Annotated in this window: 20 protein-coding genes; 12 read left to right on the top strand and 8 right to left on the bottom strand. The window is 65.0% G+C overall.

Features of this window, described 5'->3' with window-relative positions; translation table 11 throughout:
- Positions 1-46: 46 nt before the first annotated feature.
- Positions 47-997, top strand: coding sequence for a PP2C family protein-serine/threonine phosphatase (locus tag AC4BCN_RS19145; protein WP_490491511.1), 951 nt, complete (start codon positions 47-49; stop codon positions 995-997).
- Here the strand turns inward: AC4BCN_RS19145 and AC4BCN_RS19150 are convergent.
- Positions 978-1,397, bottom strand: a complete 420-nt coding sequence (locus AC4BCN_RS19150) for a DUF2177 family protein (RefSeq protein ID WP_490491512.1) — start codon at positions 1,395-1,397, stop codon at positions 978-980. The genes AC4BCN_RS19145 and AC4BCN_RS19150 overlap by 20 nt on opposite strands.
- A gap of 148 nt (positions 1,398-1,545) precedes the next feature.
- Between AC4BCN_RS19150 and AC4BCN_RS19155 the strand changes: the two genes are divergently transcribed.
- The 6 genes from AC4BCN_RS19155 (at position 1,546) to AC4BCN_RS19180 (ending at position 9,410) form a co-directional block, all read left to right on the top strand.
- Positions 1,546-2,394 (top strand): class I SAM-dependent methyltransferase, encoded by an 849-nt coding sequence (locus AC4BCN_RS19155; RefSeq protein ID WP_490491513.1) that lies wholly within the window; start codon positions 1,546-1,548, stop codon positions 2,392-2,394.
- Between the two features lie 217 nt (positions 2,395-2,611).
- A complete protein-coding gene (locus AC4BCN_RS19160; RefSeq protein WP_490491514.1) occupies positions 2,612-4,231 on the top strand; it encodes an FHA domain-containing protein in 1,620 nt (539 codons plus the stop codon).
- A gap of 390 nt (positions 4,232-4,621) precedes the next feature.
- Positions 4,622-5,221 carry a metal-dependent hydrolase gene (locus AC4BCN_RS19165; RefSeq protein ID WP_034751900.1) on the top strand — a complete coding sequence of 200 codons (600 nt, stop codon included), beginning with the start codon at positions 4,622-4,624 and terminating at the stop codon, positions 5,219-5,221.
- A gap of 109 nt (positions 5,222-5,330) precedes the next feature.
- The gene (locus AC4BCN_RS19170) at positions 5,331-5,849 is read left to right on the top strand and encodes a sigma-70 family RNA polymerase sigma factor (RefSeq protein WP_490491515.1); all 519 of its coding nucleotides are present in this window, start codon (positions 5,331-5,333) and stop codon (positions 5,847-5,849) included.
- A complete protein-coding gene (locus tag AC4BCN_RS19175; protein ID WP_490491516.1) occupies positions 5,849-6,811 on the top strand; it encodes a FecR domain-containing protein in 963 nt (320 codons plus the stop codon). The genes AC4BCN_RS19170 and AC4BCN_RS19175 overlap by 1 nt, the downstream gene beginning before the upstream one ends.
- Positions 6,812-6,938: 127 nt before the next feature.
- A complete protein-coding gene (locus AC4BCN_RS19180; RefSeq protein WP_490491517.1) occupies positions 6,939-9,410 on the top strand; it encodes a TonB-dependent siderophore receptor in 2,472 nt (823 codons plus the stop codon).
- 9 nt (positions 9,411-9,419) lie between these two features.
- Here the strand turns inward: AC4BCN_RS19180 and AC4BCN_RS19185 are convergent, their stop codons facing one another.
- The 5 genes from AC4BCN_RS19185 to AC4BCN_RS19205 form a co-directional block, all read right to left on the bottom strand.
- Positions 9,420-10,307 carry a pirin family protein gene (locus AC4BCN_RS19185; protein WP_490491518.1) on the bottom strand — a complete coding sequence of 296 codons (888 nt, stop codon included), beginning with the start codon at positions 10,305-10,307 and terminating at the stop codon, positions 9,420-9,422.
- Positions 10,304-10,702 carry an OsmC family protein gene (locus AC4BCN_RS19190; protein WP_230539349.1) on the bottom strand — a complete coding sequence of 133 codons (399 nt, stop codon included), beginning with the start codon at positions 10,700-10,702 and terminating at the stop codon, positions 10,304-10,306. The genes AC4BCN_RS19185 and AC4BCN_RS19190 overlap by 4 nt, the downstream gene beginning before the upstream one ends.
- 78 nt (positions 10,703-10,780) lie before the next feature.
- Positions 10,781-11,500, bottom strand: coding sequence for an SIMPL domain-containing protein (locus AC4BCN_RS19195; RefSeq protein WP_490491519.1), 720 nt, complete (start codon positions 11,498-11,500; stop codon positions 10,781-10,783).
- Positions 11,501-11,562: 62 nt separating this feature from the next.
- Entirely contained in the window at positions 11,563-13,875 is a 2,313-nt protein-coding gene (locus AC4BCN_RS19200) for an SUMF1/EgtB/PvdO family nonheme iron enzyme (protein ID WP_490491520.1), read from the bottom strand.
- 19 nt (positions 13,876-13,894) lie between these two features.
- Positions 13,895-16,213, bottom strand: coding sequence for a coiled-coil domain-containing protein (locus AC4BCN_RS19205; RefSeq protein ID WP_490491521.1), 2,319 nt, complete (start codon positions 16,211-16,213; stop codon positions 13,895-13,897).
- Positions 16,214-16,545: 332 nt separating this feature from the next.
- Here AC4BCN_RS19205 and AC4BCN_RS19210 point away from each other — a divergent pair, with 332 nt between their 5' ends.
- The 3 genes from AC4BCN_RS19210 to AC4BCN_RS19220 all read left to right on the top strand — a co-directional run bounded on the left by AC4BCN_RS19210 (position 16,546) and on the right by AC4BCN_RS19220 (position 18,803).
- On the top strand, positions 16,546-16,782 hold the full coding sequence (locus AC4BCN_RS19210; protein ID WP_034751908.1) for a hypothetical protein: 237 nt from the start codon (positions 16,546-16,548) through the stop codon (positions 16,780-16,782).
- Positions 16,783-16,971: 189 nt separating this feature from the next.
- Positions 16,972-17,667 carry a YXWGXW repeat-containing protein gene (locus tag AC4BCN_RS19215; RefSeq protein WP_490491522.1) on the top strand — a complete coding sequence of 232 codons (696 nt, stop codon included), beginning with the start codon at positions 16,972-16,974 and terminating at the stop codon, positions 17,665-17,667.
- Positions 17,668-17,774: 107 nt separating this feature from the next.
- A complete protein-coding gene (locus AC4BCN_RS19220; RefSeq protein WP_175560449.1) occupies positions 17,775-18,803 on the top strand; it encodes a transporter in 1,029 nt (342 codons plus the stop codon).
- A 51-nt stretch (positions 18,804-18,854) separates the two neighbouring features.
- Here AC4BCN_RS19220 and rnk read toward each other — a convergent pair whose 3' ends face one another.
- The gene (rnk, locus tag AC4BCN_RS19225) at positions 18,855-19,262 is read right to left on the bottom strand and encodes a nucleoside diphosphate kinase regulator (protein ID WP_162835757.1); all 408 of its coding nucleotides are present in this window, start codon (positions 19,260-19,262) and stop codon (positions 18,855-18,857) included.
- A 184-nt stretch (positions 19,263-19,446) separates the two neighbouring features.
- On the opposite strand from rnk, the gene AC4BCN_RS19230 reads away from it, so the two are divergent.
- Together AC4BCN_RS19230 and AC4BCN_RS19235 are read left to right on the top strand one after the other, a co-directional pair.
- Complete coding sequence (locus AC4BCN_RS19230) at positions 19,447-19,599, top strand: hypothetical protein (protein ID WP_181878070.1); 153 nt, start codon at positions 19,447-19,449, stop codon at positions 19,597-19,599.
- A gap of 251 nt (positions 19,600-19,850) precedes the next feature.
- Entirely contained in the window at positions 19,851-21,743 is a 1,893-nt protein-coding gene (locus tag AC4BCN_RS19235; RefSeq protein WP_490491523.1) for a putative bifunctional diguanylate cyclase/phosphodiesterase, read from the top strand.
- Positions 21,744-21,865: 122 nt separating this feature from the next.
- On the opposite strand, the gene AC4BCN_RS19240 is transcribed toward AC4BCN_RS19235, so the two are convergent.
- On the bottom strand, positions 21,866-23,554 hold the full coding sequence (locus AC4BCN_RS19240; protein ID WP_490491524.1) for a peptide chain release factor 3: 1,689 nt from the start codon (positions 23,552-23,554) through the stop codon (positions 21,866-21,868).
- Between the last annotated feature and the right edge of the window lie 80 nt (positions 23,555-23,634).

Genomic DNA, 23,634 nt, shown 5'->3' on the forward strand with positions numbered 1-23,634 from the left:
TGTGTCCTACGATCAACATTGCTGGCCGCCTGGACCGCAACAACCGATGCATTTAATCAAAGACGGGCTCGACTTTGGCCCCTGGCTCGATGCCGCCGCCGGCACCAGCGTGGGCGCGGGCGCCATGCCGCGCCGCGAAAACCAGGATAACTTCCTGCTGATCGATGCCAGCGGCCACGCCGTGTGCCTGTCGCGGCAGGCGCCGTTCCACTGCCAGGTGCCGGGCTGGCCGCGCGGCCATGTGCGCGCCGCCGTGCTCGACGGCATGGGCGGCCACGGCCATGGGCGCGAAGCGGCGGAGGCGGCCGTGCAAGGCTTGCTGGCCATGCCCGCCTGTCTCGACACGGCCAGCCTGGCAGGCTGGCTCGACCAGTTGCACACGCGCTTGCAGGACACCTTCGCCAGGACCGCGCCAGCCCAGGCGCGTCCGCCCGGCACCACCCTGACCTTGCTGGAAGTACCGCCCGGCGAAGCGCCGCTGCTGTATCACGTGGGCGATTCGCGCCTGTATGAAATTGCCGACGGGGTGGCCGGCATCCTCACCGTCGACCACGTGCCGGCCACCGTGTACGCCATGCGCGGCGCACTCGACGAGACCCGCTGGCGCGCCGCCGTGCATGGCGAACACCATCCGCAAATCTCGCAGGCCTTTATTTTAGGCAACGCCATCAGCGACAGCTTGCAGCTCGACAAGCCCTTGATCGGCCTCGACGCGGCCACCTTGCCGCCCTTCCTCGCGCACCTGGGCGACCGCCGCGTGCTGCGCGTGCGTCCCGGCGCCCACTATCTGCTGGCCAGCGACGGCTTCTGGGCGTGCGAGGATCCGCTGGCACTCACGGCCCGCTGGCCCGCCCTGTGCGCCGGCAAGACTGCGGCGCAGGCCGTCAGTGCCCTGTTCGACGACTTTGTCTTGCATCCGCCAAAAGGCTTGCATAGCGACAACATTACCATGCTGGCGCTGCGCTTCGAGGCGGAGTTCACCGTTCCGATCGGCTAGCGGCCAGGTAGCCGGCAGTTGCCGACACGGCCGACAGCACGCTGCCCCAGGCCATGTCGATCGCCGTCAAGGCCAGCGGCCAGTCGCGCAAGGTCGCATAGTTGCTCAAATCATAGGTACCGTAGGCAAGCAGGCCGAGCAGCGCTCCCAGCGCTGCCGCCGTGCGTCCACGGCGCGCGCGCAAGCCGGGCAAAATGGCAAACACCACCAGCCCCGCCACATACAGCAAATAAAACAGCACGGCCGGCGCCCAGCGTGGCGTGTCCGCCAGCAGCGGCCCCAGCGCCGCGGCGTACACGGGCTTCATCAACACGGCCAGCCACAGGGCATCGATGGCCAGAAACACACACAAGGTGGCGCCATAGGCAATGGCAAGCTGGAGCGGGCGTTGGGCAGGCATGGTCATCTTTCGGCATCAGGCGGCGCGGGGGAACTGTTGCGCCAGCATAATGCAAAACGCCGCCGCGCTCACGACGGACCGAATAAAAGGAACCACGGTCACCGCACGCGGTCTGACGGAATGACTTCTCCAACGTCAGGAGCACGCCATGAGCAACACCATCCCGACACCGCAGGCCGCCACAGGCGCACCCGACTACGCCGCCATCAAGCAGCGCCAGCAAGCGAGCTGGGCCAGCGGCGACTTCGCCATCATCGGCGTGACCCTGCAGCCGGTTGGCGAATCGCTGGCCGAGGCCGCCGATATCCGCGCCCACGAAGACGTCATCGACATCGCCGCCGGCAACGGCAACGCCACCCTGGCGGCCGCACGCCGCTTTGCCCGTGTAGTGTCCACCGATTATGTGCCGGCGCTGCTGGACAAGGGCCGCGCACGCGCCGAGGCGGAAGGGCTGGCCGTGACTTTCCGCGTGGCCGACGCCGAAGCCCTGCCCTTCGCCGATGCCAGTTTCGACGCGGCCCTGTCGACTTTTGGCGTGATGTTCGCGCCCGACCACCAGCGCGCGGCCAGCGAAATGCTGCGCGTGGTGCGCCCCGGCGGACGCATCGGCATGGCCAACTGGACGCCGGACGGCTTTGTCGGGCAACTGTTCAAGACCATAGGCAAGTATGTGCCGCCCCCGGCAGGCATGGTGTCGCCGGCCCGCTGGGGCGAAGAGGCGTATGTGCGCGACCTGTTCGGCCAGGGGGCGGAGCAGGTGCACGGCCAAAGCAAGGTCTTCAATTTCCGCTACGCTTCCGCCCAACACTGGCTGCAAATCTTCCGCGACTATTACGGCCCCGTCCACAAGGCGTTTGCCGCGCTCGACGCGACTGGCGCCGGAGCGCTGGAACAGGAACTGCTCGCCATGCTTGAACGCCTGAATACGGCCGGCGCCCACTCGCTGGTGGTGCCGGGCGAGTATCTGGAAGTCATCGTCAGCAAACGGCGCGGCTAAGACACTGCTGGCAAAACAACATATCAAAAAAGATATAAAATGTGTTTTTAAGAAATAGTTTCCATGGCATTCATGGCAAGGTGTGACCAGAGGCACGAATTTGGGCAAAAAGAGCGCGTTCCGACGCTGCGAAAGTTGCCAAGCAGGCGCAAAAGCGCGTAAGCTCTCATGTATAACAGAGGGCAGAATGTCCCCGCTCGATTCGAGTCAGAATGTCATGAAAAAATGCAGCAACCCGGAGCACCCGCACTGTACGTTCTGGGTCTTGCCTGGGGAAACAGTCTGCGCGGGCAACCACCCGCAAGCAACGACTGCCTCCAGCAGCTACGACCTGTTGACCGCACTGCGCAGCGCCCGTTCCGAACCATCGGCAACGGCGCGTCCGCACGCCCCTGCACATGATTCTGATATTCGCGATGCTGTTATTCGTGATGCCGTTATTCGCGATGCTGCCATTCAAACGGTAAGCCGCTCCGCGGGGGCCTCTGCCGCCACCCCAGCGTCCACGACAGCGCCCGTTGCGCCGCCAACGGCGCCATCAGCTTACCAGCCAGTGCAAGCCCACCTGCACATCAGCGGCTTCGATCCGCGCGCGGCAGGCGGACGGCAAACCCTGAAAATGGAATTGCGCGGCATGAGCGCCGCCTGCGCGCCGCAGCTGACCTTGCGCCTGCGCTCGGATCTGATCCCGCGCGGGCACGTGCAGCATGATTTCGTACGCACGACGCGCGGCGACTGGCGTCCCGTGTTTGTCGAGTTTTCCTCGCGCAACAAAGAACACGGGCAATACCAGATCGAAGTGGAAGTGCACAGCCATGTCGATGGCGCCGTGGCGCAGAAATGGGTGTGCACGTTCGTCATCCTCGTGCCGCGACGCGACGCAACCCTGACGGAAATCCACCAGATCTTCCTCAGCACGCACAAGAACGTGCGCGTGATGGCCGACGACGCCTCGATCGCCCGCGTGACGGGCGGCGATGGCTGCAACCTCGACGTGACGGCGCGCAATGCCGGCATCGCCCACGTGGATCTGTCCGCGCCGCAGGGCAAGATCGACATGGGTTTTACCACGATAGCCTGGGACGAGGAGTTGATCGAAGTCGACCTGCCCGCCGCCAGCCACTGCCATCCGCACCCGAGCCAGGCCGCCTGCCTCGTCAATGCGGCGCCGGAAGCGGGCGAACAGCGCCAGATCCGCCTGTTCGCGCTGGAAGAATGCATGCTGGGGCGTTTCGAGCTGGTGGACCCGGAAGCCGATGTGCTGCTCAGCCATTTCAGCCCCGACGGCCAGGACAACAATGGCTTGACCCGCCGCCTGTCGGGCCGCCACGCCATCATCCGGCGCAGCCAGCAAGGCTTTGAAATCGAGGACGTGTCGCGCTACGGCCTGCTGCTCGACGGCGTGTGGCCCGGCAAGCACAAGCCCGTGCCCCTGCGCTTGGGCATGCGCATCGAATTGTCTGCGAGCATCAAGGGCATCGTCGTGCTCAGCGTCACGGCCCTGCTCGCGCACGGCGTGATCCTGCACCGCATCGACCACGGCGCCCGTGCCGAATGCTTTTATTTACTGCTGCCCGACACCCAGCCCACGCCGGCAAGCCACCTTGCCACGCCGCAAGCCAGCTGCCTTCCCGTGCTCTTCCACCGCAACGGCGGTTTCTGGCACCTGGACACGGCCAGCGGCAAGGAAACGGCGCTGGCCCCCGCCACCGCGCTCGACAAGCTCAGCGGCTTCGCGCGGCACAACCGCTTCGCCAGCGAACCGTATCCGGAATGCTGGATCATCCGCACCGAGGGCGCGGTGCTGTGCGACAGCACAACCGTGCTAACCGTCTGATACAACACGCCCCGACCCCCGATCACTAACGGGGCACGAGCACGAGAAAAATCAGCGACAGCCCAATAATAAACACCGCTTCCAGCGAAAACACGAGGGCGGGAATCTGCAATTCGCGCGGGATTTTCATGGCGACACCTCCTCAAAACGTCAAACTGCTTTCAGCATAGCGCGCCCTGCGCCGATTACATTATCAGCCGCATAACAAAATTAACCGGACGGCATGACTTGTCGAGTCCGCTGGCCACACCATCCCGACACACAATTTAACAAATTATCAGCAGATATTCTGCAAATAGCACCCCTCCACGCCCTTGCATACTGTATATTCATCCAGTTAATATCCTCCTGCATTTCACACAACGCCACGCATGGCGTTTTACATTTTCTATGGCTTCCAACAAAGCGCATCATGCGACCGGTTGGGCTGCCGGCGTGATCGCCGCGGCCCTGGTCGCGCACGCTGGCGCCGGTGGCCCCTATCAAGTGCTGAGCGTGCTCGCCTTTGTCATGGGAGCACTGGGCGGCACGGCGCCGGACTGGCTGGAAGTGGCCTGGTGGGCGCGCACGCACAAGCTGTGGATCACGCACCGGACATGGACGCACTGGGGCCTGGCCTGGATCGCCCTGCTCGTCTACACGTATCTGCAATTGCCGCACCACCTGTGGGCACCGCCCCTGTTCGGCTTTGCTGCCGGCGGCATCATGCATCTGCTGGCCGACTGGCCCAATCCGCTGGGCGTGCCGTGGATTTTTCGCCGCCACTCGCTGCGCTGGTGGAAAAGCGGCCGCCACGACATCATCGTCATCATCGCCGCTTGGCTAGCCGCCACCATCGTGGCCGACCACGTGTTTTTTGACGGCATCCACTGGCAGCGCACTGTGCTGGCGTTTGATGGCTTGCTGCACTGGTCCGGCGCTGCTCTGCAGCAAGCCTGGACGGATCTGCAACAGTGGCAGGAGCGCTGGCGTCTGGGCGACCAACAGTAATTGACGCAAGACGCATGGCAATGTGATAATGAGTATCATTCTCAAACAGCCCAGCCAGCCGGCACCCCGCGTTCCGTCAGCCCAGCTCTTCCCTTGCCTGGAGAACGCAGTGAGTACCGTCAGTCCCGCCCATGCCAATCACCTGAGCACCCTGTACAGCGAGCATCACGGCTGGCTGTATGGCTGGCTGCGCGGCAAGCTGGGCAACCGCGCCGAGGCGGCCGACCTGGCGCAGGACACGTTCTTGCGCCTGCTGGGCAAGCGCGATTTGACACCGCTGACACCGCTGCGCGAACCGCGCGGCTACCTGGCGACCATCGCGCGCGGCTTGCTGATCGACCGCTACCGGCGCCAGGCGCTGGAACAAGCCTACCTGGAAGCGCTGGCGCAGCAAACCGAGCCGGTATCGATCAGCGCCGAAACGCATGCCATCATCATCGAAACCCTGCTGGCCATCGACCGCCTGCTCGACCGCCTGGGTACGCGCACGCGGGACATCTTCCTGCTGGCGCAAATCGAGGAGCTCAGCTATGTCGACATCAGCCGGCGGCTCGGCGTGTCCCTACCCACCGTGAAAAAGCACCTGGTGCGCGCCTACACGGAATGCCTGATGCTGGCGGCCGGCTGATGTTCGGCGCATCCTCGTCCACTCCCATCGCCCGCAAGGTCCTGGCCGCCGCCGCCCACTGGCATGTGGAACTCCAGTGCGGCGGCGCCGACCCGGCCGCCCTGCAGGCATGGCGCGATGCCAGCGCCGAGCATGAACGGGCCTGGGAACTGCTGCAGCGCATGGACGGCCAGCTGGGCGCGATACCGGCAGCGCTGGCGATGCCTGCCCTGCAGGCGGCGCAGCAGCGCCGGCGCGCCGCCGCGAAAGTGCTGGCCATGCTGGTGGCGGCCGGCGGCGGCATCGCGCTGGGCCAGGCGGGCCTGCAATCCGCCCCATGGCAAGCGTGGACGGCGTCCATGCGCACGGTGCCGGGCCAGCGCCGCCACGTGACCCTGGCCGATGGCGGGCGCATGGAAATGAACACGGATAGCGCGCTCGATGTCGCTTACGGCGCCACGCACCGCCGCATCCGCCTGCACCATGGCGAAATCATGATCACGACGGCATCCGATGCCCGTCCCTTCCTCGTCGACACGCCGCACGGCGTGATCCGCGCGCTCGGTACGCGTTTCGGCGTGCGCTGCGATGCGCAGGGCAGCACGGTCAGCGTCTACGAACACGCCGTGGAAGTGCGCTGCGCGGCGCGCCCGGACGCCGTGCGCCGCCTGGAAGCGGGCCAGCAGCTGCGTTTCAGCGCAAGCGGCTCGGAGGACGTACTGGCCATGCCCGCGCACCAGGACAGCTGGCTGCGCGGCATGCTGGTGGCCGCCGACTGGCCCCTGCAGCAACTGGTGCAGGAGCTGGCGCGTTACCGGCGCGGGCGCCTCGCGTGCGACGCGTCCGTGGCGCGGCGTCCCGTCACGGGCACTTACCGGCTCGACGATATCGACGCCGTGCTGGAAAGCCTGTGCGTCTCGCACGGACTGCAAGTGACGTACTTCACGCGCTACTGGGCCACGGTGTCGGCCAGGGCCACATAATTATTTTCAGTTTTTTTGCGCCAGGGGTTGGTGTTTCGCTGCGCTGCTTCGGCTTCCTAGATAAGTAGCCAATTCACGTAGCCGATTCACACGCCAATTCTTATCCCTTAGAGCAGAAAGACCGAGCATGCAGCTGACCACCCCCGTCCTCCATCCCGCCGCGCGCGCCATCCGCCTGGCCGTCCTCGCCATGGCTTGCGCCGCCCCCGCCGCCTTTGTCGCCGCGCCCGCGCTGGCGCAAGGCCAGGCTGCCACTGCCCAAGCCTACGCCGTACCGGCCGGCCCGCTGGCCACCGCCCTTAACGATTTTGCCGTGGCCGCCGGCGTCAGCCTGTCGACCGACCCGGCGCAGACGCGGGGCCTGCGCTCGCCCGGCGTGCGCGGCAGCTTTGGCGTAGCCCAGGGCTTTGCCCAGGTGCTGGCCGGCAGCGGCCTGGAAGCCGTGCAACTGCCAAACGGCGCCTACGTGCTGCGCCAGGGGGCGCCATCGTCCGCAGCGGCGGCCGGCGTGGAAAAGACCATGACACCCGTGACGGTCAGCGCCAGCATGGAGCGCGACCCCGTCAGTGAACACAGCAACTCGTATGCGGCGCGCGCCGTCACCGTCGGCAAGGGCGTGCAAACCCTGCGCGAAATTCCGCAATCCGTCAGCGTCGTCACGCGCCAGAAAATGGACGATCAGAACCTCAACACCATCGACGCCGTGCTGGCCAACACCACCGGCATCACCATGTACGACAGCCCCATGGGCGGGCGCTATGTGTATTCGCGCGGCTTCATGGTCGACACTTACCAGTTCGACGGCGTGAACCGCGCCATGTACTACCCGCAGGCGAACAGCTTTACCAGCAACACGGCCGTGCTGGACCGCGTGGAAATCGTGCGCGGCGCCACGGGCCTGCTGCAGGGCACGGGCTCGCCGGGCGCCGCCATCAACATGGTGCGCAAGCGTCCGCTGGCGGAAAAGCAGGTGCAGCTGGCGCTGAGCGCAGGCCGCTGGAACGACGTGCGCGGCGAAGTCGACGTCACCGGTCCGCTGAACGCATCGGGCAGCATCCGCGGCCGCGCCGTGGCCGCGCACGAGCAGCGCGATTATTTCTATGACGTGGCCGACAGCCGCACCGACGTGCTGTACGGCGTGCTGGAATTCGACCTGGCGTCGGGCAGCAAGCTGACGACGGGCGCCAGCTACGAAAAACTGCATTCGACGCCGTTCTTTTCCGGCATGGCCCGCTACCGCGATGGCAGCGACCCGAAACTGCCGCGCGAAACCTTCCTCGGCGCCGACTGGAACCGCTGGAATAGCAAGCAGACGGCCGTCTTCGCCGAATTCGAGCACCGCTTCGACGCCGACTGGTCGCTCAAGGCCAGCGCCAACTACACGCGCGAGCGGCATGACGTGAAATACATGTTCAGCCAGGGCGCGCTCGATCCCGCCACCATGGCCGGCATGATGATGTATGGCGGCGTGTTCGACTACGGCAGCACCAACAAGGGACTCGACCTGTCGCTCGACGGCAAATTCAACGCCTTCGGCCGCCGCCACGGTTTCAGCGCCGGCATCAACACGAACCGCCTGGAAAGCGACAGCGATTTCAGCCTGGCCTTGCTGCAGCAGCCGAACAACCCGCTGCGGCCCAATCACGGCGTGGCCGAACCGAGCGACGCCTGGTTCCGCGAAAACAGCTACCGCGGCGATCCCAGCGTGACGAAAATGACGCAGACGGGCGCCTATGGCGTGGCCCGCTTCAGCGTCAGCGATCCGCTCACCGTGGTGGCGGGCGCGCGCGTATCGAACTACAAATGGAGCAGCGTGTACCGCGACACGGGCGAGGTATACATCGACCCCTACCGCGAAAACGGCGTCGTCACGCCGTATGGCGGCGTGATCTACGCGTTCGACAAGCGCTGGTCCGGCTACGCCAGCGTGTCCGACATCTTCCAGCCGCAAAACCAGCGCACGGCCGAAGGCGCGCTGCTCGACCCGCTCAAGGGGCGCAATCTGGAAGTGGGGGTCAAGGGTGAACTGTTCGACGGCAAGGTCAATACCTCGCTGGCGCTGTTCCGCATCGAGCAGCGCAACCGCGCGGAGCTCGACCTGGTCAACACCTGCTCCAGCGGCACGGAGTGCTATTTCTCGGCGGGCAAGGTGCGCAGCGAAGGCCTCGACGCGGAAATCAGCGGCGAAGTGGCGCCGGGCTGGCAGCTGTTCGCCGGCTACACCCTGAACAACTTCAAGTACCTGGAACAGACGTCGAATGCGGGCGTGATGTTCGCCAGCACCTACTCGCCACGCCACATGCTGCGCGCGTGGAGCGACTACCGCCTGCCCGGCGCCCTGCAAAAGTGGAGCGTGGGCGGCGGCGTGAACTTCCAGACGGAGAGCTCGCGCGTCACGCAGAACGTCACGGTGGCGCAAGGCGCGTATGCCTTGTTCAGCGCGCGCGGCGCTTATCAGATCGACCGCAACTGGACGGCGTCGCTGTCCGTGACGAACTTGCTCGACAAGCGCTACTACCAGACGGTGGGCGCGCCGGCGTGGGGCAATTTCTATGGCGAGCCGCGCAAGGCGCAACTGACCTTGCGCGCGCGATTTTAGACGAAACGCTTATGCCGGAGGACGCAATGGCGCCTTCGGCAGCGGAATGAATTCCGTCTCGCCCGGCACTGCTCCCATGCGCTGGGCGGTCCAGTCGTCGGCCGCCTGCGACAATCGCTCCTTGCTCGACGAGACGAAGTTCCAGAACAGGAAGCGGTGGCCGTCCAGCGGTTCGCCGCCGATGACGACGAACTGCACCGGGCCGCCGCCTGCCGTCACCACAGGCACCGGCCCCGCTTCCAGCAAGGCCATGGTGTGCGGCACGAGCGCCACGCCATCGACCAGCACGTCCCCGCTGATCGGATAAATCGCCGCTTCCGGCGGCAAGCCTTCCAGGCGCAACTCGCGCCCCGCCTGCAGCGCCACGTCCAGGTACACCGTCCGCATATAGGTGCGCACGGGCGAGGTCTGGCCAAAGGCCGTGCCGATCAACACCTTCACCACGGCGCCATCGAGCGGCACGACGGGAATGTCGGCTTGCGGCGTGTGCGTGAAACTCGGTTCGTCCTCCTCGTGCGCCTTCGGCAGCGCGGCCCACAGCTGCAAGCCGTGCGTGCGATGCGGTTGTCCCGCAAGGTCGTGCGGCGTGCGTTCCGAATGCACGATGCCGCGCCCGGCCGTCATCCAGTTGATGGCGCCCGGTTCGATGCGCTGGTACGAGCCGATGCTGTCGCGGTGGTCGATCGCGCCCTCGAACAGATAGGTGACGGTGGCCAGGCCGATATGCGGATGGGGGCGCACGTCGTGATTGGCGTCGGGCGCCACGTCGATGGGGCCGAAATGGTCGAAGAAAATAAAGGGGCCGACGGCCTGTTTTGCCGCGGAAGGCAACAGACGGCGCACGACGAAGCCGCCGCCCAGGTCCTTTTCGTGGCTTTTCAGGATGGCCGCGCTCATGCCAGCACCGTCGTGATTTCCGTGGTGACGGCCGTCATCAGCTTGTGGATCGGGCATTTGCCGGCCACGGCCAGCAATTCCTGGCGCTGCGCGTCCGTCAGCTCGCCCGTCAGGTGCAGGGTGGCGGCCAGGCGGTACACACCCTTGCGCTCTTCGCTGGCATCGCGCTCGGTCGACACTTCCACGTGTTCGAGCGGGATGCCCTTGTGCCGGGCGTACCAGACGACGGTGAGCGCCTTGCAGGCCGACAGGGCGGCGTCGTACAGGTCGTGCGGCGAAGGGCCGGCGTCGCCGCCCCCCTCTTCCACCGAGGCGTCGGCGGAAATGATGTGATCGCGCACGTGCACGATGTGGCGCATGGCTTGCGACTGGTCGCGGATGGCTTTGATGGTCATGGCGTTCCTTGGTGCGTTTGGAAAGCCACAATTTACACCGTTTGGCCGCTTGGCGCAGCCCGCTGCCCTGCTACCTGGTCATTTGATACGGAACACGGCATCGACCGTCTGTCCCATCTTGAGGACGGTGACCATCAGCATGTCGTCGGGATTTTGCCGCTGGCGGCTGTTCGCGCGCTGGTAGCGGTCGGGCGGCACCAGGCCCACCGCATTGCCCAGGTTTTTCAGCTGGTCAGACGAGATGCCGGCCACGGCGCCCACGCGCTTGCCGAAGCCGCGCGCCATGGCGTCGGCCTTGCGCTGCGCATCCTTGACGGCCTCGCCCATCAGTTCCTCTTCCAGGCGGATGCGCTGCGTGGCGCCGAAGGTGACGGCAAACGCATCGAGGTTGGGCATGGCCAGCAGCGGCCCCATGACGGCGGACCATTTCGACAAGTCAGCCATGTTGATATGCACGCTGGCCTTGATCAGGTACTGCGGATTGGCCGGGTCCTGTTCCGCGCCCTTGCGGATTTCCTTGCGCACGTCGCGCACCTCGATGCCGGCCGCCGCTTCCGGCAAACCCTGCTCCACCAGCAGCGCCTTGATTTCCGTGATGCGCGTCTGCACCAGGGCCGTGGCCACCTCCGGCGCCGGGTCGAAAACGCTGACGTCGAAATCGATCTCGCCCAGGTCCGGCGTGACGAAGCTGTAGGCCGTGCCCGTCGCGTGGATGAAGGGGTAGGAGGGCAAATCGCCGGCCAGGGCTGAGATGGGCAGGCAGGCGAACACGATGGACAGCAGGCGGCGTTTGAACACGGAGACTCCAGCACGGTTAAGGTGCATGAAGTATCCGTCAAGATAGCCAATATAACAATGGATTAGTCGAGTGTGCGCGCCACGCGGAAGCCCACGATATCGTTCGACAGCACGGTGGAAAAGCCGTTGCGCAGGGCCGAGCGCAAATAGCGCGGGTGGTACAGCCATGAACCGCCGCGCAGGATGCGCCGGCTGCTGTCGCTGCCCTCTTCCCACGCGCTGCCATCGACGGGCGCACCTTCGTAATTGTCGTGCACGACGTCCTGCACCCATTCCCACACATTGCCATGCATGTCGAACAGGCCCCAGGAATTCGGCGCGAAAGTGCCCAGCGGCGTCGTGCCGCCCCGGTACACGCCGCGCGGGCCGCCGTTGTACACGTACAGGCCGTCGTAGTTGGCTTGCTCGGTGCTGATCGTGTCGCCCACGTTGAAGGCCGTGCGCGTGCCGGCGCGGCATGCGTATTCCCATTCCGCTTCGCTGGGCAGGCGGTAGTGGCGGCCCGTGCGCTCGCTCATCCACGCCAGGTACAGCTGCGCGTCATTCCAGCTCACGCCCACCACCGGGTGCTGGTCGTTCTGCACGAAACCGGGATTGTCCCAGTCCGTCTCGGAACCGCCCGCCCAGCCGGTCGCCTTGACGAAGGCGCGCCATTCGCCCACGCTGACGGGGTGCCGCGCCAGCGCGAACGGGCGCTCGATGCCGACCCAGTGCTGCGGCATTTCGCGCTCAAGCCACGTCTGCTGCGAGCCGGCCTGGATGGCGGCCTTGTGTTCCGTCTCGTGCGCACCCATCTGGAAGCGGCCGCTGGGAATCAGTACCAGTTCCGGCCCCTGTCCCGAACCATCGAGGAAATCGTCGCGCAAGACGCCTTCCGCATTGGGCACCGGCTCCACGTGCTCGGCTTCCGGCGCTGGCGCGGATGCCGGCGCAGGGACAGCTGCGGCGGCGGCGCGGCTGGCCTGTTCCTTGCGCGCACGTTCCTGCTCGGCGCGGTAAGCTGCTTCCGCCTTGGCGACAATGGCCTTGCGCTGCAATTCCTGGTGCTCCTGCAAGGCGGTGGCCGCATCGGCTTCGCGGCGCGCGCGCAACTGGCCGCGCAGCGCTTCCTTGCGCAGCTTGCGCGCCTCTTCCGCTTCGAAATGGCGCTGCGCCTCCTGTTCGCGGCGCAGTTTATCTTGCCGCTGCTTTTCCAGCGCGGCGGCCTGGATCTCGGCCTTGCGGCGCTGGTCCAGTTCTTCCTGTCGCAACCGCGCCTCCTTGAGCGCCGCCTCGCGGGCCTGTTCGGCCGCCAGCGCCGCTTCCCGTTGTTGCTGCGCCGCGCGCGCCTGCTGCTGGCGCGCCTGTTCCGCCAGTTCTTCGGGCGACGGGCCGGCCGCGCGCTCCAGGCTTTCCAGCAAGGCTTGCACCGATTGGGGCCGCAGTTCCGGCGTCAGCGAAAAACCGTTCTGCAGCACCTGCCACTGCTGCGCGTTGAGCGCTTGCGGCGCCGACGGCAAATGGCTGGCGCTGCGCGCGTCGTCGAACGGCATGCGCCCTTCGAGCATCTGATAGATCATCACGGCCACGGCATACACGTCCAGGCGCGGGCTGGGCTGGCGCTGGTTGGCGCCGGCCTCGGGCGCCCGGTAGCCGTGCGTGCCCGCATTCGGCATGTCCAGCGCCAGGCTGCTGTCCGCATTGCGCACGCGCGATGCGATGCCGTAGTCGAGCAGCTTGACGTCGCCTTTCGCCGTCAGGAAGACATTGCCCGGCTTGATGTCGCGGTGCACGAGCTTGTGCTTTTCCCACGCATACGACAGGGCGTCGGCCACCGGCTGCAGCAATTCCTGCACGGTGGACAGGGGCAGCGCGCCCTCGCGCGCCAGATAGTGCTCGAGGTCTTCGCCATCGAGGCATTCCATGATGATGAAATAGCTGGCCGTGGCCGGGTCCTGCGCCCACTCGTAGACGCGCACGATGTTTTCATGCGCGAGTTTGCGCGCCTGGGTAGCTTCCTCGATCAGCAGCTTGGCGTGCGTGGCGCTTTGCGTCAGCTGCGGCGGCAAGATCTTCAGCGCCACCATTTCGCTGCTGCCCAGCTCCGCGTGCGTGGCCAGGTCGGTCGCTTGCCACACCTGCCCCATGCCGCCCGTGCCGATCAGCCGCTCGAGCCGGTAGCGGCGGTTTTGCGGGCCGATTTCCTGGCCCGTCATGAAGCCCAGCTCCGTGCCCTGGCGTACGGGCGGCGGCGCCGGCACAGGCGCGGCGCCGGGCGGCGCGTACTCGGCGTCGAGGATGGCGTTCTTGCGGCGTTCAAATTCCTGCTCGCTGAGCAGCCCGTCGTCGTGGAGGGCGCGCAGTTCCCGCAGTTTGTCTCGTGCTTTTTGCATCATCTGGGGTGAAACGCTTCCATCAAGGCTGCAGGGCGACGCCGCAGGCGGCGCAGAATTTATCTTCAGGATGGCCCGCGCGCTGCGCGTGGCCGTTCTTGCAGCGGACCAGCGCTGCTGCTGCGACGGCGCCCGGCTGCAGCGCCTGCGCCACGGCCACGCCCAGCTGCGCCTGCGCCGACAGGCCATGCGCGTGCGCCGCGTTCTGCAAATTGATCAAATCGAGCTGCTGGCGCCGTTCGCGTTCCGCCTGGCCTTCCAGGTAGCTGCGCTCCTGCGCCACGCTGTCCTGCGCCATGCGCATGGCGTCCAGCGGCGCGACGCTGTTCTCGGCCGCCGCCAGCGCGGCCAGCGCGTGGATCTGCTCAGCGCTCATGCCCGCTTGCAGCTGCGTTTTCAGCACTTGCGCCAGCACGGCCGCATTCTGCCCGGCGGCCATGGCTACCTTGCCCGTGTCGCTCAGCGAGCCGATTTTCTCGATGCGGTCGATGTCGATGCGCGCCAGTTCGGCCGCATGCGCCTGTTGCGCCAGCAGGGCTTCATATTCACCTTTCCAGCGCGCGTAATCACTTTCGCGCTGCTGCGCCATGGCCAGCAAGTCGCGCTGCCATTGCGCTTCCTGTTCCAGCTGGCGCAGTTGCTGGCGCTGTTCCTCGATGGCCAGCGCGTCGAGCTGCGCCAGCTGCGTTTGCTGCTGCAGCTGGCGCGCGTGCACGCCGTCTGCCTCGATGGTGCGCAGCAGCTTTTCCTGCTGCGCGATGGCGTCTTCGCGCGCGCCGCCGCGCCGCAGCGCCGCCACTTTTTCCGCGATTTCCGCCGCCTGCACCTGGGCCGCTTCATCCTTGTGTGCTTCGGCGCGCAACAATTCGCGCTGGCGCGCCAGTTGCATCTGGTCTTCCCACTCCTGTACCCGCTCGGCCTCGCGCTTGCGCGCCGCATTCGCCAGCATCAGCCCCTGCCACGCGGCCTGGTGCTGCTCCGCCTCCAGCTGCGCCTCGCGCTGGGCCGCATCCGCTTCCGCCTGGCGCAGGCGCGCCAGCTGGGTGCGACGTCCCGTCTCATCGTCGATCAGCAACGCGCTTTCCACTTGCTGCGCGATCGACTGCAAATGGACCTGATGCGTAAAGCGCTGCTGCGCCAGCTGGATCTGCTCGCGCCCGTGCAGCTGCGACAGTTCCAGCTCGCTGCGCATCTTGATGGCCGCCAGCGCCCGCACGTGTTCCCAGTTGGCCGCTTCATCGGCCCGTTGCGCACCCTTCTGCGCCAGTTCCTGTTCCAGCTCGCCCAGCGCCAGGGCGGCGCCATGGTCGAGCGCCTGGCGCCGCGATTTCGCTTCCAGAATGCGGCCATACAGGTCGATCTGGCGCCCGCGCAGCGCTTGCAGGCGCTCCGCTTCCTGGTGGTTCAGTTCCGCCTTTTCCACCGCCGCATCCTGCCGCAGTTCGGCGCGGCGGTGCGCGTGGCGCGCCGCCAGTTCCTCGCGGCGGATGCGCTGCCATTCTTCCTCGTCATACAGCTGGTCGAGCTGTTTCATGCGTTCCAGGCTGTGCTGCTCGAGTTCCTGCGCCGGCAAGCCGCCCAGCCACAGGGTGCCGATGCCGGCGCCGGTGTCGCCCTCGCGCTTGTCGTGCCGCAGGCTCAGCGTTTCCACGCGCGACACGGCCAGGCCGCTGGGCGCCAGGCGCTGCGTCAGCGCCGATTGCAGGCGCTCGTTCAATTCGGGCCGCAAGTCGGCATTCGCGTCCATCTCGCGCAGCGCGCGGCTGCCGATGAATTCCAGCGCGATCTGGCGCACGGACGGCAGCAGCAAGGCGTGCAGGTGGGCGCGCGTGACGGCGCCCGGCGCGCGCATGAACTGGCGCGCGAACGCGTCGGGCTGGCCCAGCGAGATATCCACGCGCAGCGATGCGGCGACGTCCAGCAGCTCCGTGCTGGCCAGGGCCGGCAGGTCGAATTCCAGGCTGATGGCGTCGGCGCGCGCGATCAGCACCTCGGCCGGGCGTGCCGGCAGCAGCGCGGGCAAGCGCGCAAAGAAGGCGGCGCTGTCGTAATCGCCAGCCGGTATCAAGGTGAAAGCGTCCGATTGCACGATCCAGGCGCGCGACTCGGCCGGCACCTGCAGGCGGCGCGCCGCACTGCCGAACAGCGAGGACAGTTCGCGTACGCCAAAGAACAGGGCTAGTTGCCCATCAGCAAGATGCCATTGATTGGCATGCAGCACCGCGTCGCTGTCGGGGGCGCCCAGCGACAAGCCGCATTGCGCGCAATAGCCGGCGGCAGCGCCGTTCTTGTGCTCGCAGCGCGGGCAGCGGGCGCCGCCAAAACCAAACAATTGGAACATGTGTGACTCCTGATGAGAATGATTGTGTGCGCAACACGGCTGCCATGCCGATTCTAGCAGGATAGCCGGGCCTCACTTGCCGCGCACGGCATGGGCACGGCAGTGCGCAGCATCAGATAATGCCATAGGGCAATTGCATTCATATGCGCGGATACAGGGCTAATTAGGCCTCAATTCAAGCCGTCGCCTGTCCGCGCTGCGCGCAGGCATTTCAGCGCCGTTTTTTTGCAGGCCATCCCGCCAAAACCACGGCTGGTCGCATGCGCATGGCGCGCCGGCCCGCGCATGGCTACAGTGCATGCATACCCACCCGCCACCCGAAAGGAACGATCATGAAAACCCTGAAAAACATGGAAGCCATCTTTACCGTCGCCGTCGCCATCGCCTGCGGCGCCAGCTATGCCAGCTTCAACCAGCCACAGGCCGCGCAAACCGCCGCTGCTGCGCAAGCGAACGCCATCCCCGTCGTGGTGGTCAGCGCCAAGCGCCTGACGGAACAGGAAAAGAAAATCTCGCTGATCGAAGAACGGCAAGCCTTGCTGGGCAACGCCACCGCCAGCACCCTGTGAGCCAACTATGCTGACACCACGCCGCCTGGCGCCAGTTTGAATAGCGCCGCGCCAGGCCGCCATTTGTATCTGCCACGGATACACGGACACCCAGCATTGTGTCAATTGTAATAAGTTGAATCAAAGGCGATCTGCCCGCCTGCAAGCGCCTATAGTCCATTTCAAGCAATCACCGAAATGGAGCACATCATGAAACCCATCACACTCTACGCAGCAGCCATGCTTGCCATCAGCACCGCGGCCTTCCTGCCTGCGCAAGCGATGGCACAGAATCAGCTCGGCGTCAGCATTGTCATCGGCGACGCCCCGCCTCCGCCACGGTTTGAAAGCGCGCCAGCGCCGCGCGCCGGCTATGTCTGGGCGCCAGGCTACTGGAACTGGGATGGCCAGCGCCACGTCTGGACCGGCGGCGAATGGCTGCGCGAACGGGGCGGCAACCACTACCGCCGCGCCGCCTGGATACAGGAGAACAACCGCTGGCGCCTGGACCGTGGCGGCTGGGTTGCCGCGCAAGTGCAGCCCGTGCGCTATGACGATATCCGCATCGCACCGCCGCCACCGCGCCGCGAAGCCATCCCCCGCGCACGCCACGGCTACGTCTGGGCGCCCGGCCACTGGGAATGGCGCGGCCAGCGCTACACCTGGACGCCAGGTGTATGGATCGCCGAACGCCGCGGCTACGTGTATGCGCCGCCCGCCTGGAACCAGCGCGACGGCCGCTGGCAGATGGAGCAAGGCCGCTGGTCGCGCGGTCCGAACGGCGACCGCGACCGCGACGGCATCCCCAACCGCTATGACCGCGACAATGGCAACCGCCACGACCGCGATGGCGACGGCGTCCCAAACCGCGACGACCGCCGCCCGGATAATCCCCGCCGCGATTAAGCAGCTAACACCAAGGCCACCCATCGCGGTGGCCTTGTCATTTTCCCGACACATCCGTGTATTAACATCGCGCGACGATCAATCACACTGCACGAGAAAGATTCACGATGGCGATGGAAACTGCCGGTTTTACCTACGGCTCGGACACCTCGGGCCTGGTCTGGGGCTTCCTGTTTGGCCGCGACGGGCAGCCACTGGCGCTCGACTCGACGGCGGCGCTGGCCTGGCTGGCCGATGGCGCGGCGCGCCCGGCGCAGGAATTCGTCTGGCTGCATTTCAATTTGTCGCATGCGGCCAGCGAAAAATGGCTGATGACGCATACGCAGCTGGCCGACGAATTCTATGAAACCCTGCACCAGGGTTCCCGTTCCACGCGCATCGAACAGGCGGAAAACACCCTGATCGCCGTGGTCAACGATGTGGTGCACAACTTCTCGTTCGAAGCGTCCGACATTTCCACCATGTGGGCCAGCGTGGCGCAAAACCTCGTCATCACGGCGCGCCGCGCACCGCTGCAGTCGATCGAACGCCTGCGCCAGGCCGTCATCAAGAATCACGAGCCGATCCGCTCGTCGGTGGAATTGCTGATCCATCTGCTGCGCGACCAGGCCGACGTGCTGGTCAACATCGTGCGCGACGCCGTGGCGCGGGTCGACGATATAGAAGACCACTTGCTGGCCGGGCGCCTGGTGCCGAAACGCGAAGATCTGGGCGCCATGCGGCGCGTGCTGGTACGGCTGCAGCGCCTGCTGGCGCCGGAACCGGCCGCCCTGTTCCGCCTGCTGCAACGCCCGCCATCGTGGGTGTCGGAACTCGACAGCCTGGAACTGCGCCAGTCGACGGAGGAGTTTTCGGTGGTGCTCAGCGATATGTCTTCGCTGCAGGAACGCATCAAGCTGCTGCAGGAAGAGATCGCCGCCAGCGTCAACGAGGAAAACAGCCGCAGCCTGTTCGTGCTGACCATCGTCACCGTGCTGGCCTTGCCGATCAATATCATCGCCGGCATGCTGGGCATGAATGTGGGGGGTATTCCGCTGGCCCAGCATCCGCAGGGCTTCTGGATCATCGTCGCCATCATCGTCACGTTTACGGTCGTGGCGGGATGGCTGGTGGTGCGCGTGCAGCGAAACAGTTAAGTCCCGGCACGGCCTGGCAGGCGAACGGCAGGCGCCGTCCGCCGTCACTGCTTAGCGGTGGTATTCGCCGGCCCGTTCAGGCTGGTAAACGATTTCCTCGATTTTCACCTTCACGACGCCGCCCGGCATGGGCCAGGCGATACTGTCGCCCACGGACAGGCCCAGCAGCGCGCTGCCGACGGGCGCCAGCACGGAAATACGGTCGGCCTGGCCTTCCACGTCCTTCGGATACACGAGCGTCAGGCAGAATTCCTCCTTGTTTTCCACCGTGAAGCGCACGGTGGAATTCATCGTCACGACGGTCGGTGGAATTTCTTGCGGCTCGAGCACCTCGGCGCGGCCCAGCTCATCGAGCAAGGCGGCCTTGTCCGGCGATAAGTTATTACCCAAGGCATACAACAACGCTTCCAGTCGTTCCAGGTCTTGTGACGACAAAATAATTTTTGGTTTTTTTTCCAAGATATCCTCACTATTGATCATCAGGGCGGCGTCCGGTTTTGCTGGCGGCAGTTTACTTGGCCGCGGCAGACAAAACAAACAGCATCAGGACGTCCATCATCAGCGGATTATGGACGAACTCGCGGAGCAAGGCCATAGCGTTCGCGCATTCTTCATTAAAATTTATTAAAATCAATGACTTGTAATGGCTTATAGCGTAAAAAAGTTTATCCGTGCCGCGATGGCCGGGCGCATTGAAGTTATTCTTGCTGGTATTTTGTTTACCATCAGCATTGTTTTAAGAGAAAAAAAACGGCGGGCAAAAAAAGGATTAAAATTCAGCATGAATTATTATTAGAAAGACACGCTTTCCTTTCCGCCTGTCTTGTCGCCTTGCCTGCTGTCACCGGTGTGCTGCATGGATATAAATTGCCGCACGCCCTGTACTTTCACGCTGCAAAATGACAATATGTCGGCCTTAGCAACACTTGGCAACACGTTGAGAGTTCCGGCTCACTTCGGTTTTCATCAGACTGGAACGTAAAGTATGGCAGGGCGAGGCGTGATCACACGGGGCGGCGGCAGGCGGGGCCGGCAGGAAGAAGCGTCATGATGACGCCATTGATACTGCCGTCCGTGCAATTGCGCGGCGACCGGATAGCCCGGCTGAACTTGCTGGCCGCGGCGGCCATGCTGGCCACGGCCAGCCTGCTGCTGATCCTCTTTCAATTGTTTTCCCTTCAGGAATCCTTCCAGCGCAACCTGCACATCCAGGCCGACATGCTGGCACCGGCCGCCACCCAGGCCATGCGCGAGGACAATCGTCTCGCGGCACAACAACTGCTCGCTCCCCTCGCCGCCGCCCCGCATATCCGGCAAGCCCTGCTCTACAGCCCCTATGGCACACCGTTTGCCCGCTACGCACGCAGCGGCAACGATGTCGTGCCGGCGGCGCCGCGCAACGGCCTGCACCTCGATTACCTGGACGGCAGCGCCGCGATATTGAAGACCCTGCCCGGCGGCGGCGCGCTCTACCTGCGTGCCAGCCTGGCGCCGCTGTACGCGAGCCTGGCGCAATTTTCCGCCTTCACCGTGCTTGTCTGCCTGTGCGCGTTCGGCCTGACGTTCCTGATGGTGCGCCGCACGCGCACCGCGGCCCAGCATGCGGAAAACCATCTGCACTACCTGGCCCACGTCGACTCCGTCACGCAACTGCCGAACCGCCATGAATTCAACGACGCCCTGGCCTACGCGCTGGCGCGCGCCGACCGCCAGGACAGCAGCGTAGGCCTGCTGCTGCTGGACCTGGACAACTTCAAGGTAGTCAACGATACGCTGGGCCACCACTGCGGCGACCAGTTGCTCAAGCTCGTCGCCGAGCGCCTGGTGGCCATCCTGCGCGGCACCGACATCATCTGCCGCATCGGCGGCGATGAATTCGTCGTCATCGTCGAACCGGCCGACGACGCCTCGGAAATGGCCAGCGTGGCGCGCAAGATCCTCGCCGTGCTGGCCGCGCCGTTCGACCTCGAAGGCCACCAGCTGTATGTCAGCGCGAGCATCGGCGTGAGCCTGTATCCGTTCGACGCGCAGGACGTGGCCACCCTGACGCGCAATGCCGATACGGCCATGTACCACGCCAAGCACCAGGGCAAGAACCGCTACGCCGTGTTCAAGGCCGAAATGGAATTGCGCGCCCAGCGCCGCCTGCGCATGGAAGCGAACCTGCGCCGCGCGCTGCAAAACGAGGAACTGTATCTGCACTACCAGCCGCAGATCGACTTGCGCAGCGGGCGCATCGTCGGCGTGGAAGCGCTGATACGCTGGAACTGCCGCGAGATGGGCCAGCTGAGCCCTGCCGAATTCATCCCCGTGGCAGAGGAAAGCGGCATCATCGTCGACCTGGGACGCTGGGTGCTGCAAAGCGCCTGCCGCCAGGCGGCCGTCTGGTGCAAGGCGGGCCTGCTCGATTCGCTCGAGCACGTAGCCGTCAACCTGTCGGCCTGCCAGGCGCGCGACCCGAGCCTGATGGACGACATCCGCGCCATCCTGGACGAAACGCAGCTGCCGCATGGCTTGCTGGAGCTGGAAATCACGGAAGGGGTCTTGATGGACAATATCCACGCCAACGTGGAATTGATGCGGCGCCTGCAGGACACGGGCATCCATCTGTCGATCGACGATTTCGGCACCGGCTATTCGTCGATGTCCTACCTGAAACGCCTGCCGATCGACCAATTGAAAATCGACCGCAGCTTCGTGCACGACCTGCCCGGCGAGGGCGAAGCCATCGTCACGGCCATCATCGCCATGGCGCACAGCCTGCATCTGAAAGTGGTGGCCGAGGGCGTGGAAACCTTGCGACAGGTGGAGTTTTTACGAACAGCGGGCTGCGACAACGTGCAGGGCTTTTTCTTCGCGCGCCCGATGACGGCGGCGCAGCTGACGGCATTGCTGCTGGAACGGCGCGACTGGAGTACGCGCACGATTTTGCCGGCTTGAGTTGATGCCAACGATGGTTGTCGGATTACGGCCGTTGGCCTAATCCGACCTACGCCATGAACAGGTAGGTCGGCGTAGGTCGGGTTAGCGCAAAGCGCGTAACCCGACACCACTACGCTACATCAAGCCAGCTTGGCCGAATGCTCGCGCGTCGCGTGGAATTTCAATTTCGGCCAGCGCTCTTCCGTCAAGCGCAGGTTGACGCCCGACGTGGCCAGGTAGGCCATGTTGCCGGCCGCATCGTAGGCCACGTTGTGGCCCAGCGCGTTTTCGAAGTCTTGCAGGATGCGCTTGTCGTCGCAGCTGACCCAGCGCGCGCTGCTGATGCTCGTGCCTTCGAACACGGCGTCGACGCCATACTCGTTGAGCAAGCGGCTGGCCACCACTTCGAACTGCAGCACGCCGACGGCGCCCAGCACCAGTTCGCCGCCCTGCACCGGCTTGAAGACTTGCACCGCGCCCTCTTCGCCCAGCTGCTGCAAGCCCTTGTGCAGCTGCTTGATCTTCAGCGGATTGCGGATGCGCACGGAACGGAAGAAGTCCGGCGCAAAGTACGGGATACCCGTAAAGGTCAGCATCTCGCCTTCGGAAAAACTGTCGCCGATCTGCATGTTGCCGTGGTTCGGCAAGCCGATGATGTCGCCCGCGTACGCTTCTTCCACCTGTTCGCGCGACGATGCCATGAAGGTCACCACGTTCGACACCTTGATCTCGCGCCCCAGGCGCAAATGCTTGACCTTCATGCCGCGCTCGAAACGTCCCGAGCACACGCGCAAGAAGGCGATGCGGTCGCGGTGGGCCGGGTCCATGTTCGCCTGGATCTTGAAGACGAAACCGGTAAACGGCTGTTCGGACGGAGCCACCGAACGCACGGTCGCATCGCGCTCGCGCGGCGCCGGCGCCCAGTCGACCAGCGCGGACAGGATCTCGCGCACGCCGAAGTTGTTGATGGCCGAACCGAAGAACACGGGCGTCTGCACGCCGGAGAGGAATTCTTCCAGATTGAACGGGTTCGACGCGCCGTGCACCAGTTCCACTTCCATGCGCAGCTGGTCCATCTCGAGCGGGAACATCTCCTGCAGGCGCGGGTTGTCGATGCCCTTGATGATTTCGAAGGCGCCGTCGGCCTTTTCTTCGCCGGCCTTGAACAGCATGATCTCGTCGTTCAGCAGGTGATACACGCCGCGGAAGTTCTTGCCCATGCCGATAGGCCAGGTGACGGGCGCGCACTGGATCTTCAGCACCGATTCGAGTTCGTCGAGCAGGTCCAGCGGATCGCGCGTCTCGCGGTCCATCTTGTTCATGAAGGTGACGATCGGCGTATTGCGCATGCGGCACACGGCCAGCAGCTTGATCGTCTGCGCTTCCACGCCCTTGGCCGCATCGATCACCATCAGCGCCGAGTCGACCGCCGTCAGCACGCGGTAGGTATCTTCCGAGAAGTCCTGGTGGCCGGGGGTGTCGAGCAGGTTGACGACGTGGTCGCGGAATTCGAACTGCATCACCGAGGAAGCGACGGAAATGCCGCGCTGCTTCTCGATCTCCATCCAGTCCGACGTCGCGTGGCGGCCCGATTTGCGCGCCTTGACGGTACCGGCCATCTGGATCGCGCCCGAGAACAGCAGCAGTTTTTCCGTCAGGGTGGTCTTACCGGCATCCGGGTGGGAAATGATGCCGAAGGTGCGGCGGCGCTGCACTTCGCGCGCGATCACGGCCGGGGCCTTGCTGCTCGCTGGCGCTGCGGCGATGTCCGCGTTGTCGCTGGAATCGGGGATAGTGATGTCGTTCTCGTTGGCCATATTGGTGACCATAATATGGCCCTCGCAAAAAACCCTCGATTTTACAGAAGGATCGGCCTTCCGTGTGAACTGCTTCACTCTGGCGAACGGCA

This window comes from Janthinobacterium sp. Bl 1 (assembly GCF_058215535.1).

Bases quoted from the DNA above. Each gene is read 5' to 3' on its own strand.
- AC4BCN_RS19145 (WP_490491511.1), top strand. From the start codon at position 47: ATGCATTTAATCAAAGACGGGCTCGACTTTGGCCCCTGGCTCGATGCC.
- AC4BCN_RS19220 (WP_175560449.1), top strand. From the start codon at position 17,775: ATGGCGATGGAAACTGCCGGTTTTACCTACGGCTCGGACACCTCGGGC.
- AC4BCN_RS19180 (WP_490491517.1), top strand. From the start codon at position 6,939: ATGCAGCTGACCACCCCCGTCCTCCATCCCGCCGCGCGCGCCATCCGC.
- AC4BCN_RS19160 (WP_490491514.1), top strand. From the start codon at position 2,612: ATGAAAAAATGCAGCAACCCGGAGCACCCGCACTGTACGTTCTGGGTC.
- AC4BCN_RS19185 (WP_490491518.1), bottom strand. From the start codon at position 10,307: ATGAGCGCGGCCATCCTGAAAAGCCACGAAAAGGACCTGGGCGGCGGC.
- AC4BCN_RS19215 (WP_490491522.1), top strand. From the start codon at position 16,972: ATGAAACCCATCACACTCTACGCAGCAGCCATGCTTGCCATCAGCACC.
- AC4BCN_RS19200 (WP_490491520.1), bottom strand. From the start codon at position 13,875: ATGATGCAAAAAGCACGAGACAAACTGCGGGAACTGCGCGCCCTCCAC.
- AC4BCN_RS19240 (WP_490491524.1), bottom strand. From the start codon at position 23,554: ATGGTCACCAATATGGCCAACGAGAACGACATCACTATCCCCGATTCC.
- AC4BCN_RS19235 (WP_490491523.1), top strand. From the start codon at position 19,851: ATGATGACGCCATTGATACTGCCGTCCGTGCAATTGCGCGGCGACCGG.
- AC4BCN_RS19205 (WP_490491521.1), bottom strand. From the start codon at position 16,213: ATGTTCCAATTGTTTGGTTTTGGCGGCGCCCGCTGCCCGCGCTGCGAG.
- AC4BCN_RS19150 (WP_490491512.1), bottom strand. From the start codon at position 1,397: ATGCCTGCCCAACGCCCGCTCCAGCTTGCCATTGCCTATGGCGCCACC.
- AC4BCN_RS19175 (WP_490491516.1), top strand. From the start codon at position 5,849: ATGTTCGGCGCATCCTCGTCCACTCCCATCGCCCGCAAGGTCCTGGCC.
- AC4BCN_RS19155 (WP_490491513.1), top strand. From the start codon at position 1,546: ATGAGCAACACCATCCCGACACCGCAGGCCGCCACAGGCGCACCCGAC.
- AC4BCN_RS19230 (WP_181878070.1), top strand. From the start codon at position 19,447: ATGGCTTATAGCGTAAAAAAGTTTATCCGTGCCGCGATGGCCGGGCGC.
- AC4BCN_RS19190 (WP_230539349.1), bottom strand. From the start codon at position 10,702: ATGACCATCAAAGCCATCCGCGACCAGTCGCAAGCCATGCGCCACATC.
- AC4BCN_RS19210 (WP_034751908.1), top strand. From the start codon at position 16,546: ATGAAAACCCTGAAAAACATGGAAGCCATCTTTACCGTCGCCGTCGCC.
- AC4BCN_RS19165 (WP_034751900.1), top strand. From the start codon at position 4,622: ATGGCTTCCAACAAAGCGCATCATGCGACCGGTTGGGCTGCCGGCGTG.